This is a genomic window from Psychroflexus salarius, assembly GCF_900129035.1.
In the GTDB taxonomy this organism is placed as follows: Bacteria; Bacteroidota; Bacteroidia; order Flavobacteriales; family Flavobacteriaceae; genus Psychroflexus; species Psychroflexus salarius.
This window is the reverse complement of record NZ_FQTW01000001.1, coordinates 523985-540442: the sequence shown is the minus strand read 5'-3', so window position 1 is coordinate 540442 and position 16458 is coordinate 523985. Positions and strand designations below refer to the sequence as shown.

13 protein-coding genes are annotated in these 16458 nt (G+C 32.6%); 5 read left to right on the top strand and 8 right to left on the bottom strand.

What is annotated here, in order from left to right; translation table 11 throughout:
- Both tilS and BUB82_RS02450 read left to right on the top strand, forming a co-directional pair.
- A complete protein-coding gene (gene tilS, locus BUB82_RS02455) occupies nucleotides 1–1311 on the top strand; it encodes a tRNA lysidine(34) synthetase TilS (RefSeq protein ID WP_073191534.1) in 1311 nt (436 codons plus the stop codon).
- A complete protein-coding gene (locus BUB82_RS02450) occupies nucleotides 1284–3320 on the top strand; it encodes a protein-disulfide reductase DsbD family protein (RefSeq protein ID WP_234949747.1) in 2037 nt (678 codons plus the stop codon). The genes tilS and BUB82_RS02450 overlap by 28 nt, the downstream gene beginning before the upstream one ends.
- Nucleotides 3321–3347: 27 nt before the next feature.
- On the opposite strand, the gene lysA is transcribed toward BUB82_RS02450, so the two are convergent.
- From lysA to fahA, 5 genes are all read right to left on the bottom strand, one after another.
- Complete coding sequence (gene lysA / locus BUB82_RS02445) at nucleotides 3348–4553, bottom strand: diaminopimelate decarboxylase (RefSeq protein WP_073191531.1); 1206 nt, start codon at nucleotides 4551–4553, stop codon at nucleotides 3348–3350.
- A gap of 109 nt (nucleotides 4554–4662) precedes the next feature.
- Complete coding sequence (locus BUB82_RS02440) at nucleotides 4663–5382, bottom strand: hypothetical protein (protein ID WP_073191876.1); 720 nt, start codon at nucleotides 5380–5382, stop codon at nucleotides 4663–4665.
- 93 nt (nucleotides 5383–5475) lie between these two features.
- Nucleotides 5476–5916 carry a hotdog fold thioesterase gene (locus tag BUB82_RS02435; protein ID WP_073191528.1) on the bottom strand — a complete coding sequence of 147 codons (441 nt, stop codon included), beginning with the start codon at nucleotides 5914–5916 and terminating at the stop codon, nucleotides 5476–5478.
- Nucleotides 5916–8333, bottom strand: a complete 2418-nt coding sequence (gene pheT, locus BUB82_RS02430; protein WP_073191525.1) for a phenylalanine--tRNA ligase subunit beta — start codon at nucleotides 8331–8333, stop codon at nucleotides 5916–5918. Before pheT ends, BUB82_RS02435 begins: the two co-directional genes overlap by 1 nt.
- 125 nt (nucleotides 8334–8458) lie before the next feature.
- A complete protein-coding gene (fahA, locus tag BUB82_RS02425) occupies nucleotides 8459–9742 on the bottom strand; it encodes a fumarylacetoacetase (RefSeq protein WP_073191523.1) in 1284 nt (427 codons plus the stop codon).
- A 108-nt stretch (nucleotides 9743–9850) separates the two neighbouring features.
- Here fahA and BUB82_RS02420 point away from each other — a divergent pair, with 108 nt between their 5' ends.
- Nucleotides 9851–11137, top strand: a complete 1287-nt coding sequence (locus BUB82_RS02420) for a serine hydroxymethyltransferase (protein ID WP_200796287.1) — start codon at nucleotides 9851–9853, stop codon at nucleotides 11135–11137.
- A gap of 13 nt (nucleotides 11138–11150) precedes the next feature.
- Nucleotides 11151–11555 carry a DUF2059 domain-containing protein gene (locus tag BUB82_RS02415; protein WP_073191518.1) on the top strand — a complete coding sequence of 135 codons (405 nt, stop codon included), beginning with the start codon at nucleotides 11151–11153 and terminating at the stop codon, nucleotides 11553–11555.
- Nucleotides 11556–11626: 71 nt separating this feature from the next.
- On the opposite strand, the gene BUB82_RS02410 is transcribed toward BUB82_RS02415, so the two are convergent.
- The 3 genes from BUB82_RS02410 to BUB82_RS02400 are packed head-to-tail and all read right to left on the bottom strand — an operon-like array spanning nucleotide 11627 to nucleotide 15991.
- Nucleotides 11627–14332 carry a carboxypeptidase-like regulatory domain-containing protein gene (locus tag BUB82_RS02410; protein WP_073191515.1) on the bottom strand — a complete coding sequence of 902 codons (2706 nt, stop codon included), beginning with the start codon at nucleotides 14330–14332 and terminating at the stop codon, nucleotides 11627–11629.
- Nucleotides 14333–14375: 43 nt separating this feature from the next.
- A complete protein-coding gene (locus BUB82_RS02405; protein WP_073191874.1) occupies nucleotides 14376–15212 on the bottom strand; it encodes a GLPGLI family protein in 837 nt (278 codons plus the stop codon).
- 50 nt (nucleotides 15213–15262) lie between these two features.
- Complete coding sequence (locus tag BUB82_RS02400) at nucleotides 15263–15991, bottom strand: biotin--[acetyl-CoA-carboxylase] ligase (protein ID WP_073191513.1); 729 nt, start codon at nucleotides 15989–15991, stop codon at nucleotides 15263–15265.
- A 95-nt stretch (nucleotides 15992–16086) separates the two neighbouring features.
- On the opposite strand from BUB82_RS02400, the gene rsfS reads away from it, so the two are divergent.
- Nucleotides 16087–16452 (top strand): ribosome silencing factor, encoded by a 366-nt coding sequence (gene rsfS / locus BUB82_RS02395; protein WP_234949746.1) that lies wholly within the window; start codon nucleotides 16087–16089, stop codon nucleotides 16450–16452.
- The last annotated feature ends 6 nt before the right edge of the window (nucleotides 16453–16458 follow it).

Sequence of the window (16458 nt, the reverse complement as noted above, 5' to 3'; positions counted from 1 at the left end):
ATGGTTTTAAAATTTCAACAACATTTAGCTAAAAATTTTCCTGAATTAAATTCGGCAAAATCGTTAATTGCTGTAAGCGGTGGTGTAGATAGTATGGTTTTAGCAAGATTGTTTCATCAACTTCAGCTTAATTACAGTATAGCGCATTGTAATTTTAATTTGCGTGAGGCATCTATAAAAGATCAGGATTTTGTGATTAGTTATGCTAAAACACAACAAGTTGATTATTTTATAAAACAATTTGACACCAAAGCATATGCCAAGCAGCATAGTTTATCAACACAAGTTGCCGCTCGCAATCTTCGCTATGATTGGTTTGATGAGTTGATGAAGACACATCAATTTGATTACTTACTCACGGCGCATCACCTTAACGATCATCTTGAAACTTTTATAATTAACCTTTCACGCGGTAGCGGAATTAAAGGCTTAACAGCCATTCCTGATAAAAATAGTTATATTAGAAGACCGCTTTTAATTTTTAGCAAAGCCGAATTGCTAGCTTTTGCTCAGCAAGAAAATGTTTCTTGGCGCGAGGATGAATCTAATGCGAGTCATGCTTATCTGCGTAACCGAATCAGGCATCAAATTGTACCAGAATTAGAACAATTAACACCAAACTTTTTAAATGCTTTTGCAAGCAGTTTAACTCATTTAAATTCAGCTGAAGTTTTGTTACGCGATTATGTCAAATCTGTTAGAAATGAAGTTGTTAAATCGCAACCTGATGTAGATATTATTTGTTTAAAGCGCTTAAAAAAATATCCAAATTATATTGAATTATTATTTTATTTACTAAACGATTTTAATTTTACAGCTTGGGAAGATATTAAAGGTTTAATTGATGCTGAAACAGGTAAGCAAATTAAAAGTAAAACGCATCAACTCGTAAAAAACAGAGATGAATTAAGGCTTTATGATTTGAAAATTCAAGATGAATTTAAGCCTTTACAGTTTAACTCACTTGAAGACTTAGTTGAAGTTTCTCAGCCTTATTTTAAAGCTTCAGTTGAAGTTTTTTCTATCCCAAAATCTGCCAATGAGGTTTGTATAAACATTAGTCAACTTAAATTTCCTTTAATTTTAAGACCTGTTGATACGAATGATAGTTTTACACCGTTTGGTATGAAAGGTAAAAAGAAAGTTCTTCATTTTTTGCGCGATTTAAAGGTCCCAACTTTTGAAAAGTTAAAACAACTGGTTTTTGAAGATCAAAACCAAATTGTCTGGGTTGTTAAAAAGCGTTTAGATCATCATTTTAAAGTCACACAAAATCAAAATAAATGTCTCAAATTAACATGGCTCAACTAAAGTATTTACTATTAAGTCTATTTGTAATTTCTAGTTTACAAGCAATTGCTCAATTTGGCAATCAATTTGAACAACAAGAAACCGTAAATCCAATTTCGTTTTCCAGCGATGTAAGTCAAGTTAACGATTCTACTTATATTATAAAAGTAACTGCTAAAATGCTTGATGGTTGGCATTTACCATCACAACGACCTTTACAGCCAGATGAAATTGGCCCAGAACCAACCGAACTTAATTTTACTTACAATGCAGATGATTTTCAATTAATTGGTGAGACAAAAGAGCCTGAAGGTATTGAAGCCTATGATGAAATCTTTCAAGCAAACTTGAAGTATTTTGAAGGTGAGGTAACTTTTAAGCAACAAGTTAAAGGTCTAAATCCAGGAGCAACTATAAATTTAGAACTCTTATTTTCAGTATGTGATGACGAAAAATGTTTACCACAAGACCAGAAACGATTTACCTACAAAGTACAAAATGGTGAATTAGCCCTAGTTAAAAACCAAAAAGTTAAAGTTACTTCTGAAGATCTCTCATTAGAAAATCAATTGAAAGTTGACATAAAAAACACGCAATCATTCTCAAAAGATTTAGGAGCAAGCGAAGAAGAATCGACTATTTGGACGGTCTTCTTTCTTGGTTTTGTAGGTGGTTTAATTGCACTTTTAACGCCTTGTGTTTTCCCGATGATACCACTAACAGTGTCTTTTTTTACTAAAAGTGCTAAGAACAAACGCTTAGGTATAATTAATGCTGTGCTATATGGTGCTTTTATTTTTGGTATTTATGTACTATTAAGTTTACCATTTCATTTATTAGATTCAGTCAATCCGGAAATTTTAAACAACATTTCGACTAACACGACTTTAAACATTATCTTTTTTATCATATTTATTGCATTTGCCTTTTCATTTTTTGGCTATTATGAAATTACTTTGCCTGTATCTTGGAGCAGTAAACTAGATCAAAAAGCAACAAGTGTTGGTGGTATTATAGGAATCTTTTTTATGGCCTTAACGCTAGCTATCGTATCATTTTCTTGTACAGGTCCTATTTTAGGTTCTTTACTTGGTGGTTCACTAACCGCTGATGGTGGCGCCATGTTATTAAGTTTCGGAATGGGCGGTTTTGGGCTAGCTTTAGCTTTACCATTTGCATTATTTGCTTTGTTCCCCAATTGGTTAAACTCACTTCCTAAAAGTGGTGGCTGGTTAAATACTGTAAAAGTTGTTTTAGGTTTTATTGAATTAGGTCTGGCATTTAAATTTTTATCAAATGCCGATTTAGTTCAGCATTGGGGCATTTTAAAGCGTGAAGTTTTTATAGCGATATGGATTATAGTCGGTATAGGTCTAACATTATATTTATTCGGAATATTACGTTTTCCGCATGATGGACCGAAGAAAAAATTAAAACGCAGTCGTTTAATTATTGGTTTAATTAGTTTAGCATTTACGGTTTATTTAATACCTGGATTAACTAATACAAGTTATGCTAATTTGAAGCTACTCAGCGGCTTTCCGCCACCACTATTTTATAGTGTTTATCCTAAAGACACGAACGGACCTTTAGGTTTAAAAGCTTATAAAGATTTTGAAAAAGGGGTGCAAGCTGCTAAAAATCAAGGCAAACCAATTTTATTAGATTTTACGGGTTGGGCTTGTGTTAATTGCAGAAAAATGGAAGAACAAGTTTGGAGTGTGCCTGAAGTTTATGAAAGTATTAAAGATGATTATATTTTAATTTCACTTTATGTAGATGATCGTCAAAATTTACCTGAAAACGAGCAATTTAATTTTAAGCGAGATAATGGCAGCGTCAAGAAAATTAGAACAATAGGAGATAAATGGGCAACATTTCAAACCCTGAATTTTAAAAATAACTCGCAGCCGTTTTATGTGTTGTTAAACTCAGATTTAGAATTGCTAAATTCGCCTGTGGCGTATGAGCCTAATGCAAAAGCTTACTTAAATTGGCTGCAAAAAGGTTTGCAAAACTTCAAAAAGTAAGCTTTTGTAATGTTTAGAAGTCGCTATTTAAATGGCGACTTCAACTTGGTTACGAAGCAAGTCATCAAAATTTTCATGTTTTCTTATGAGTTTAGCTTCGTTATTGTGCCATAAAACTTCAGCTGGTCTAAATCTAGAATTATAGTTACTAGCCATAGAATAGCAATAAGCACCTGCATTTTTAAAGGCTAAAATATCACCTTCACTAATTTCAGAGATACGTTTATTATTCGCAAAGGTATCAGTTTCGCAAATGTAACCTACTACAGAGTAAAATCGCTTTTGCTTTCGTGGGTGCGAGATATTAATAATTTCGTGTTTTGAGCCATAAAGCATCGGTCTAATTAAATGATTAAAGCCTGAATCAATTTGTGCAAAAACAGTTGAAGTGGTTTGTTTAACTACATTAACTTTAGCTAAAAATAAGCCTGCTTCGCTAACTAAAAATTTTCCTGGCTCAAAGGCTAAGGTTAAATCTTTACCATAATCTTTACAAAATTGATTAAAGCGTTTACTGAGTTTTTGCCCAAGTTGTTCAACATCAGTTTCGATGTCATTTTCATGGTAAGGTACTTTAAAACCGCTTCCGAAATCTAAGAATTCTAAATTTTTGAATGATTTTGCTGTTTCAAATAAAATTTCAGCCGCATGAAGAAATACTTCAATATCTAAAATATCACTACCAGTATGCATGTGAACGCCGTTGATAGTCATTTTGGTATTTTCAACAATTCTTAAAACATGTGGTAGTTGGTGAATTGAAATTCCGAATTTTGAGTCGATATGGCCAACTGAGATATTTGTATTTCCACCAGCCATGACATGCGGATTAATTCGGATACAAACTGGTACTTTAGGATATTGATGACCAAATTGTTCAAGAATCATTAGGTTGTCAATATTGATTTGGACGCCTAGTTGAACAGCTTCTTCAAGTTCTGTAAATGAAACACCATTTGGTGTAAAAATTATGTTTTCTGGAGAAACACCAGCTTTTAATCCTAATTTGACTTCTTGTATTGAAACGGTATCGAGGCCACTTCCTAAAGAATTGAATAGTCTAAGAACTGAAACATTTGACAAGGCTTTTACAGCATAGTGTAAGCGTAAATGTTTAACCTTTTTAAATGCATCCGTAAGGCGTTTATACTGGGAAATCATTTTTTCACTATCATATACGTAAATTGGGCTACCAAATTCTGATGCGACTTGTAAAAGGTCTGTTTGTTTCATTTGTTATTTATTTTTAATTGAGACGTTATAAGGTTAAAAAAGTTGTATTTAAGACATAAAAAAACCCGCATTAATGCGGGTTTAAAATTTTTTATTATTCCGCTATTTATCAGGCATTATAATATTTACTTTTCCATATAGCTTCATTAAAGTTTTTTCCTTTAGCAAAACCGTAATACAAAGCAACACCACCAATCCATTTAAACATAAAAATGAACAATAGGAAAAATTCAGTTCCTGAATTTTCAGGATCCATGAAAAATCCATTAGGTACTAGTGAAGTTGTAAGTAGTGCTGTTATAAAAACTGTAAGCATAAAATTTTCAAAACACTTAAATGGCCACATTGCTAATTTTCTAAAAGGACTTAAATCATTTCCCCATTTATGAATTAGATAATAATAACCGTTACCGATTGGAGCAAATAACAATGGGTCATCAGCATTTTCGAGTTTAAATAATTTAGATGGTGCCATAATTTTGAAACCTTTAAGTTCGGTTTCGTGTTCTTGTTCTAAATTTTTGATTTTTTGAATAGCTTCAAATGGAATTTCATTTTTAAAATAGCTTGAATCAAGAAATCTCAAACGGTAATCAATACAGATTTTTTGAATATGGCTGATGTGATATACGTTTTTAGATTCTAATAAATCTAAGTCAAAATCATTAAAATCAACATCATCACTATTGTTTAATTTAGATTGAATAGAATTATATTTATCTTCAACTTGGTCAAAAATTGTTTTAATTTGATCAAGTAACTTTTCACCTGAATTATCACGGTTTCTTACACGTTCTAATTTTGATTGTAAATTTGTTTTTGCAAGCATCATATATCAATTTCAACATTCGGTATAAAAGTATGTATAGAAAATAAATTTTAAAACACCTATACTAAAATTTAACACTCATTAAATAGATATTCAACTATTTTCTTTTAACCTAATAAAACTATATACACCTTTTCCTTCAGCTATTAATTCTTGTTTTGGGTCATTTGCTAAGTAAGCTTTCATTTTTGTAACTAAAATGCGTTTTCCTAATCGCACAGTTTCGCCTTCAACTATAATCGCTTCATTATGAGCTGGTCTTAAGAAGTCTACACGGATATCAATGGTAGACATTTTGTCTTCTAAAGAACTTAGATGCGTGCCACCAACTAAGCCGCCTACCGAATCCATAATTGTCGTAATAATACCACCATGCCAACGATTACTACGAATATCACCAACAACTTCAGATCTAAAAGGGACTTTAACTTTAGCAAAGTCAGTTTTAATATCAACTAATTTTAAACCTAAGAATTTATGGATGGGCACAAATTCTTCTACCATTTTCTTTACAAAATCGTCTTGTAAATCCATTAACGTAAGCTGGCGTTAAGCTGTTTTTCAAATTGTTGTTGCAATTTATTCATAATCTTGTCGACTTGCTTATCGGTAATTGTCTTGTGTTCATCTCTAAAGTTAAAGCTTACGGCATAACTTTTTTTACCTTCTGGTAAATTTTCACCAGTGTAAACATCAAATAAATCAACAGATTGTAATAGTTTTTTGTCAGTCTTTTTAGCAATTTCTTCTATTTGGCTAAACTGAACTTCATCATCTAATAATAAAGCAAAATCTCGTCTTGTTGCTGGGAACTTTGAGATGGTTGTTGACTTAAATTGATGATTTTTAATTAATTCAAGTATATGATCCCAATAAAAATCAGCATAAAGGACAGTTTGTTCAATTTTAAAATGTTCTAAAACTGAAGTTTTTATCCGACCAAATTCTACTAACTTTATTTTTTTAGATTTGAATAAAACACCTTCGCTAATACAGTCATTTTCAGTTGAAGCTATTGTACTAAAATCAATGCTTAGCCGTTCTAAAATGCTTGTAATAATACCTTTTAAGTAGAAAAAATCAGTTGGTTTTTGAGTATTAAGCCAAGAATCGGGTGTTCTATTTCCTGTTAAAAACAAACTTAAATGTTTATGCTCAACATAGTTTTTGAATTTATGGTAAGTTTTCCCAAACTCAAATAACTTTAAATCTAAGTTATTTCGATTTAAATTATAGCTAACAGATTCTAAACCAGAAAATAACATGGACTGCCTTAAAACGCCTAAATCTTGACTTAACGGATTAAGGATGTCTACATTATTATCTTCATTGATTTTTTCTGATAAATTTGTGTAATTAGCTTTTGTAAGTGAGTTTGCCATGGTTTCGCTAAAACCTTGAGCCACAAGTTGGTTTGCAACTAAGTTTTGAATTTTATAGTCATCAAACTTAGATGTGTTGGCAACTGAAACTGTAAACTTACTATTTGTATCAATTGAGTTATAGCCATAAACCCGAAGGATCTCCTCAATTACATCGACTTCACGTTGCACATCAACACGATAAGCAGGAATAGTTAATCCAAGACCGCTTTCAGTGACGTTATTAACTTTAATTTCTAGTGAAGCTAATATAGACTTGATTGTTTCTGTATGAATATCTTCGCCAATTAATCGGTTAATTTTATCAAAGCTTAAAAAAACCTGAAAATCTTCAATTTTTTTCGGATAAAAATCATCAACATCACTGCTCACTTTTCCACCAGCAAGCTGTTGAATTAAAATGGCAGCCCTTCTTAAGGCATATTTAGTAATGTTAGGATCGATTCCTCTTTCATATCTAAATGAAGCATCTGTATTTAAGCCGTGGCGTTTAGCTGTTTTACGAATACTAACAGCATTAAAATAAGCACTTTCTAAAAAAACGGATGTTGTGTTATCCTTTACGCCAGAATTTAGACCACCATAAACGCCAGCAATACAAAGTGGTTTTTCGGCATCACAAATCATTAAATCCTCGCTATCAAGTTCGCGTTCAACGCCATCAAGTGTTGTGAATTTTGTCCCTTTTTCAACTGTTTTTACAATTATTTTTTGATCTTTAATAAAATCAGCATCAAAAGCATGAAGCGGTTGACCTAGTTCATGCATGACGTAGTTAGTTGTATCTACAATGTTGTTTATGGGTTTTATACCGATTGCTTTAAGTCTGTTTTGTAACCAGTCAGGTGAAGGTTTTACACTTACTCCTGAAATACTAACTGAGCTATATCGTGGTGCTAGTTTTGGGTTTTTAACTTCAACTGAAATACGTTTACTTCTATCTTCAACATGAAAATTACTAGTTGAAGGTGTATCTATAGCTGTATTGATTTCTTTTTGAATTAAACCAGCTCGTAAGTCTCTAGCAACGCCCCAATGACTCATGGCATCTGCACGATTAGGCGTTAGGCCAATTTCAAAAACATCATCTACTTCAACCTCAAAAATTTCAGAAAGTGGTGTACCTACTTCTAGATTTTCTTCTAAAACCATAATGCCATCGTGGCTTGACCCAAGACCAATTTCGTCTTCAGCACAAATCATACCTTCACTAACTTCTCCACGAAGTTTTCCTTTTTTAATAGTCCAAGGTTCTTCAGCATTATATAATGTTGTACCAACCGTAGCAACAGGCACTTTTTGTCCTTTTGCAACATTTGGAGCACCACAAACAATTTGCACCGTTTTTGATCCTAGATTAACTTGAGTAAGTTTAAGTCGATCTGCATTTGGATGTTGTTGGCATTCAGTAACTTCACCGACAATTAGTCCTTTTAGTTGCCCTGGAATTGATTCAAATTTTGAAATACCTTCAACTTCAAGTCCGAGGTTGGTTAATAATTGTTCAGTTTCTTCAGCAGAAGCATCTGTTTTTATAAATTGTTTTAACCAGTTATAGGAAATTTTCATGAGCTATTAAATTGAAATTGCAAAGATAACAATACTAGTTTGTCATTAAAATTATAGTAAAGATTAAACAAAAAAAATCACCTTATTTAAAGGCGATTTTTTATAAACTTAGTGAAGTTGATGTCCTAATCTTTAAACACTGGTAAAATTTTAGTTGAAACTTCTCCAAAGCCAATTCTTACTTCATGATTGTGGCAATGCGCTCTCATAATTACAGTGTCATGATCTTCTATAAATTTTCTTTCATGACCATTTTTTAATTTTAATGGTTTTGAGCCACGCCAACTTAGTTCAAGCATTGAGCCATAAGAATCTGGAGTAGGTCCTGAAATTGTTCCGCTTGCTAACATGTCTCCGCTATTAATATTACAACCATTTACGGTGTGGTGAGCTAATTGCTGACTCATATTCCAGTACATGTATTTAAAGTTAGAACGTGAAACAACTGTTTCTTCAGGTTCTTTGTCAGGTCTAATAGCGACTTCTAAATCGATATCATAACTTTTTTTACCTTCACTCTGTAAGTAAGGTAAAAGTTCTTGTTCAGGTTTTGGACCTTCAGTTCTAAACGGCTCTAAGGCGTCAAGTGTAACAATCCAAGGCGAAACAGAAGATCCAAAGTTTTTTCCTAAAAACGGCCCTAGTGGAACATATTCCCATTTTTGGATATCACGCGCACTCCAATCATTAAAAAGAACCATCCCGAAAATATATTCTTCGGCTTCATTTACGCGAATTGGTTCACCTAGATGGTTGCCAGCAGTTGTAACAAAAGCCATTTCTAATTCAAAGTCTAATAATCTTGATGGGCCATAAATTGGTTTGTCAGCGCCTTTTGGTAATTTTTGACCTTGCGGTCTGTGTAAAGGTATTCCGCTAGGTACGATAGATGAGCTTCTACCATGATAACCAACTGGCATGTGCAGCCAATTTGGTAAAAGCGCATTGTCAGGATCTCTAAACATCTTTCCAACATTTGTAGCATGTTCTTTACTTGAGTAGAAATCTGTATAGTCACCAACTTGAACTGGCATTTGCATTTCTATTTCATCAAGTGTAAACAAAATTATTTTTCGATGTTCTTCATTAGACTTTAAGGCATCATTATTTTTATCAAAAATCTCAGCGATTCGATTTCTTACCGAGCGCCAAGTTTTTCTTCCATCGGCAATAAAATCATTTAAGGTATCTTGTAAAAAAATATCATCAGTAAGAGGAATTCCGTCAAAATAGCCTAGTTGGTGTAGTGCACCCAAATCAATGGCATAATCACCAATACGAGTTCCAATCGTAATAATGTCATCACGTGTTAAAAAAACGCCGAAAGGAATATTTTGAATTGGAAAGTCTGTGTTTTCTGGAATATCTAACCAAGTTTCCCTGTTAGGATTGTTAGCTTCTAAAGACATACGCTATAATTTAATTATAAATTTATTAATGTTTCTTCAAATATATTATTTTATGTGAATTTACTGAATGCTTTTCTTATTTTTGAATTAAATTAACGATTTAATATAATGATGAAAGATAAAGCGGTTTTAGATTTAATTGTAGCCGAAGAAGAACGTCAAAAAAATGGTTTAGAGCTTATTGCTAGCGAAAACTTTGTATCTCAAGATGTTTTAGCAGCAGCTGGTTCTGTTTTGACCAATAAGTATGCTGAAGGTTATCCAGGTAAACGCTATTATGGTGGTTGTGAAGTGGTAGATCAAGTTGAGGATTTAGCTAAAGAGCGACTTAAAAAGTTATTTAATGCTGATTATGCTAATGTTCAACCTCATTCAGGTTCACAAGCTAATACAGCGGTTTTTTCGGTTGTTTTAAAACCAGGCGATAAAATTCTAGGATTCGATTTAGCGCATGGCGGTCACTTGACACATGGTTCTCCAGTAAACTTTTCAGGAAAACTTTATCAGCCTGTATTTTACGGCGTTGATAAAGATACTGGTCTTATAGATTACGACCAAGTAAGACAAGTTGCTCTTAAAGAAAAGCCACAATTAATTATTGCTGGTGCTTCGGCTTATTCTAGAGAAATTAATTACAAAGTTTTTAGAGAAATAGCCGATGAAGTTGGTGCTTTATTATTAGCTGATATGGCTCATCCTGCTGGTTTAATAGCAAAAGGTTTGTTACAAAGTCCTGTTGAGCATTGCCACATCGTTACTTCGACTACACACAAAACTATACGTGGTCCTCGAGGTGGTATTATTTTAATGGGAAAGGATTTTGAAAACCCATTTGGCCTAAAATTTAAAAGCGGTAAACTTAAAAAAATGTCAAGCTTGTTAGATAGTGGTGTGTTCCCCGGAAATCAAGGTGGTCCTTTAGAGCATATTATTGCGGCTAAAGCTGTTGCTTTTGGTGAGGCATTAACTGATGATTTTTCACATTACCAAAAACAAATGGTTAGAAACGCTCAGGCTTTGGCAACTGAGTTTGTTGCTAAAGATTACCAGCTTATTTCTGGCGGCACTGATAACCATATGATGTTAATTGATTTAAGAAACAAGAATATTACAGGTAAAGAAGCTGAAGCTGCTTTAGGTCAAGCAGGAATTACAGTTAACAAAAACATGGTGCCATTTGATACGCAATCGCCATTTGTAACCTCTGGTATTCGAGTTGGAACACCAGCTGTTACCACTAGAGGTCTTGTTGAAGCTGATATGCAACAAGTGGTGAAATTTATAGACCAAGCAATTATGAATTACCAAGATGAAGCTATTTTAGAGCAAATCAAGCAGGATGTTCATCACATGATGTCTGAGAAGCCATTATTTCAAGAAAACGTAACCATTTAATTATTTTTATACCATGAAAAAGTTAGTACTATTAGTCATGTTATGCGTCGCAAGTTTCGGCTTTGCTCAAGACGTAGATTCTGCACATTTAAAAGATGCCGTTAAAATGATGAAGATGTCCAACAACACTGTTGAAACAGCATTAGAACCACTTTACATGCAAATACCAGAAGATAAAGTAGATGACTTTAAAAAGGATTTGCAGCCAGTTTTAGACGATATGTATCAAAAACTTGCAAAAAAAGCAACTGAGGTTTATTCTCATGAAGAAATTAAAGCTATGCTTGAGTTTTATAGCACAGATTTAGGTAAGAAGATGCTTGAAGGTCAAGATGAAATATTTCAAGCTTCTATGCAAATAGGCCAAGAAATGTCTATGGAAATGATGCCAATTTTTCAAAAATATATGCAAAATTAAAACTGAAGTTTTATCAACTAAAAAAGCGCTTTTGATTTCAAAAGCGCTTTTTTTGGTTTTAAATTTATATTCTACAAACTATAAATTAAGCGAAAAGAAATAAATCGTGGTTGTATGAAATACTCGCTAGCGCTTACTGAAATGTTAGAATTTGTACTTTGGCTTTGACGATCTGTATCAAGTAGGTTGGTGGCTTTAAGTTCATACTCTAATTTACTATCAGCATTTTTACGATAGCTTAAGCTTGCATTCCAAAACTCAAAACTATTTAAAGTACCATCTTCATCACTAAAATTATTGTATGCATAATCAGTTTTAAAAGTTAGCGTTTTAAAAATTAATGCATCAAAACTAACTGAAGGCGAGTTTGTGTAAAATTTGGTACGTCTATTTCCTTGATCATTATCTTGAATGCTATATCGATAAGCAATTTCAAAGTTAGGCGCATCTCTAAAATTTGTTCTCAGTTCAGCATTGTAAGTTTGCGAATAGTTTTCGTTAACCGAGCGTTCACCTTGTATAAATTGGTTGAATTTTGAGTAATTGAAATTACCGCCAAGGCTTGCTCTAAGTTTACCAAAACTTCTTTGAAAACGACCGTTAGCCGAGAAGTTTTCATCGGCAAAGTCAGAGTTAAACGGAGAGTTTGTCCTGATGACACTTTCAAAATTTGTAAAATTTCTAATTTGATCGATACGCTTATTATAATTTAAACTGCCAAAGACATTGGTGTAATTAAATAGATTAAAACTGAAGTAACTCAGGTTTACATTGTGCGAAAATGCATTGTCTAAAGCTCTATTACCTGAATAAAGCGAGTTGTAACGATTAAGTACTAAGCCTTCAGCTAAGTTAGTAACATCTGTAAATTGTGTTTGCATTCGGTAATTAAAAATAATACGTTCACTCTTTTTTAGTTGTATACGAATGTTCAAATCGGGCAAAATTCTATAAAAATCGTCTTCGTATTCTTCATTAAACTGTGTGTTGTTCCAACTATAAGCATGAGCTGAAAAGCCTGGTGTGAACGTGAAAATACCAGACTTCAACTTGTAATGTACGCCAAGATATAAATCAGTAAAGTTGTATGTTATATCATTAATATTAGATAAGTCTGTATTGACAGGCACAGGTTCAAATTGAGAGTTATCATCTAAAAATTGAAAGATTTCTGAATTAAACTCTTGTCTACTCAAAATACTTCCGACTGTTAAGTTTAAATGACTTTTTTTATTAAGAATATTCCAATAATCTAGTTTTGCATCTAACTGATTTGATTGAACACGTTTTTCTTGAGCTACGTTATAGTTAGATTGAAGGTTGTCTAGTCCGATACCGTTTGCCGTTGTAACGTATGAATCTTTATTGCGTAAAATGGCATTGTAAAATGGATCTTCATCTTGTATTAAATGCTGTGCCTCAAAAGCAAAAATATTATCCTCATTATGTGTGTAATAATAGTTAAGGTTTTGATTGATGCTAAATGGGTTAATTTCTTCAATTTGATCAATTTCACCAACTACCGAAGAAAAGAAATCTTGTCTTTGTTCTTCTCTAGAAGTTTTAGTTACAATATCATAATCTAATTGATTATTAACATCAGGCTTGTATTTAGCCGATAACTTCAACATACCTAGCTGACTTTCTTGTAACGTATTATTATTTGTGATTTCGTCTGGGATATTTAAATCGTTATCTGTGTAAATCACCGAGTTGTTTTCAATAATTTGCGTTGTATTGCCAGAGTAAATAGCAAAACCGCTTAAATCAAGTGTTTTTTTTGGTGAAAAGCTAAAGTTTGCAGCGGCAAATTGCGATTCAATATCAGCAGCACGGTTGTTTTGTAAACTTAAAAATCCAAGATTGTTACCTCCTAAATCTATATTTGTGCCACTCTGACGACTTGGCATTCTAAAGCCACCACTGAAGTTAAAATAATCACGACGGGTAAAAGCAACTTCACCTAAATTATTAACATCACCTATAAAGTTTATACTATAGTTTGGGCTGTAGTAAAAAAGTTTAGGCTGAAAAATGTATAAGCCATTAGCTTCTGTGTAGCCACCACCAGCTTTAATGTCTCCAAACCAAAAATTTTCTTTACCTTCTTTTAATTTAATGTTTATGGCATAATTATCTTGGTTGTTTTGGACACCTCTAAGTTGGCCAACTTCACCATAGTTCTTCAAAACTTGGACTTTGTCTACAGCATTTGAAGGAATATTTTTAGAGGCAAGTTTAGAGTCTCCATCAAAAAAATCTTTGCCATCGACCATCACTTTTTGGACGCGCTGACCTTCAACTTCAATCTCGCCATCATCATTAACTTCAATTCCAGGTAGTTTTTTTAAAATATCTTCAAGTTTACGTTCCGTACCATTTTTAAATGAATCGGCGTTATAAACAAGTGTATCACCGCGCACTTCAACTGGCATTTCATAAACTAACTGTACTTCATCTAATGCATTGTCGAGGTATAATTTAATGTCTCGTTTAATGGGTTCAGATTTGGTGGTTAAGTTAAATTCGGCTGTTTTCATGCCAACATAACTTGCTTGAATATTATACACTTGGTTAGATTTTAAACTAAGTTTAAATTCTCCCATTTTATTGGTGATGGCATAAGATTCCATTAATTTAGTGGTTGTGTCTATTGCTATTACATTAGCCATTTCTAAAGGAGTACCAAGACTATCAATTACTTTTCCTTGAAATGTAACTTGTGCGATTGAAGTGCTAAAAACAAAATATAAAGCAAGTTTGAGAAATAGTTTCATAAGGTAGAATGATTTAATTAGATAAAAAAAGTAGCTTCATTATTTAGCGTCTACGACCGCGATACATTTCGCGCATCTCTTCCATTTTTTTCTTGATAATTTTATTGTATTCAGTCTGAGTTACAATATCTCCTTTTTCTGGTTTATTGATGTTGATCTCTTCTTGAGGATTAATGATAATTTTTTTACACAAAATTGTGGTTTTATCTGCATTAATTTCTAGAATTAATCCAGGTAATCCCCAGTAAGTTGATGGTCCGTGGCTTACTGGGATTTGAGGTGTGTACCAAGCTGTAATTTCTATACTTTCAGGTACTTCAACTTGATTAAATGGGTCCTGATTAGACTTATTTGCAATTGAATCTTTCTTTTTTTCAGAGTCATTTTTTTTTCTTCGCATACTTCGCCAATCAAATTCATCAACACTTTTTGTAGCTATTGCTTTAAAAACGGTGTATTGACCAATTTTTTTTGTTTCGCCAGTCATTTTCCATTGTAATTGCTCTAAGGAGTCTGTAATTAAAAAGCGTTTACCAAAGAACTCTTGCTCTTGAATGAGTAATTGGTCACTTAAATTTTTGTATTGAGGGCCAGCGGTAAAACTCCCCATCATACTAAAACCACGACTTCCTGGTGCTTCTAGTTGCTCATCTTCTTTGTATAATGATTCTGATTTTGTAAAATTTAAAATATAGGTTTTCTCGAACATACTCTTCATACGTTCCATAATCATTTTCTTTTGTTGTTCACTCATTTTATTACCGCCCCAATTATCTAAGTCAACCGTGGTTTTAGACATATAAACGGCTTGGCCTTTAAAGTTTTGAGATTGAATCGTGGTTGCAAATACACAACAAAATAAGATTAAAAAATGTTTCATGATAATAATTTCTTTATAAGACGTCAATTTATGAGATTGGTTACACATTTTTAGTATAGTTGTTTTATTTGCTTAAGTTCAAATTCTGAAGTTTCATTTTCAAACTCAACTTTTAGAAAGCCATGATCAGAAACAGATTTTATAATCCCTACTGCAATAGATTGGTCTGGAAAATGAAAGCTTTGTACTTTATTAAAACCTAAAAGTTTCGCGTAATAGTCTTGTTTAACACCCTCAAATTCTTGATGAAGTAAGCTTTGATAAACTTTTTCTATTTCAAGATTTAAAGACCTAAAGACAGTATCTATAGATATTTTTTGTCCTAATATAAGTTGTAATGAGCTCGCTTTTGGAAGTTCAGAAAAATCAATTTGATTTACATTAAGACCAACCCCAATAATAGTAGAATTAATATGGTTTTGTTTGAAATTATTTTCTATCAAAATACCACATATTTTTTTTCTTCCTGACAAGATGTCGTTTGGCCACTTAATTTTTAAATGAGGTAAATTAAAATGCTTTAAAGTTTTAATAATTGCCAAAGAACTCAGCATACTTATAATAAAATTATGGTCAGGGCAAATCTTTAAATTAGGCAATAAATAACTTACTATGAGGTTTTTGCCGCTTTCGCTTTGCCAAGAAGTGCCCATTTGCCCACGGCCATTTGTTTGTGTGTTTGCTTTAACGCAGTATACTTCATTTAGTTCGGTTTGAAGTGTAAATTGGCGCATAAATTCATTGGTAGAACTAGTGGCATTAATTTTGATTATTTTCATTATGATAACATGTGGGAATAATCTTTTGTTAACAGGCTTACAATGATGTTAAAAAACATTATTTTTGCTCACAAAATTATAAAATAAACATACCATTGAATACAATCAACAATGATTTATTAATAACAAACATTATCAAGGGCATAGAAGATGTTAAAGGTGATAATGTTAAACTTATAGATTTACGCGAAATAGAGAATACAGTTTGTGATTTTTTTGTTGTTTGTTCTGGTAACTCAAATACGCAAGTTGATGCAATAGAGAGTTCAATCAGAAAACAAGTTAGCAAAGCCATGAAAGATAAACCTTGGCATGTAGAAGGTCAAGAAAATTCAAAATGGGTTTTAATGGATTATGTGAATGTTGTTGTTCATATTTTTCAAAATGAAACACGACAATACTACGATATTGAAGGGCTTTGGGGAGATGCAAAAATCACTGAAATTGAAACAAATTATTAAAGAGAC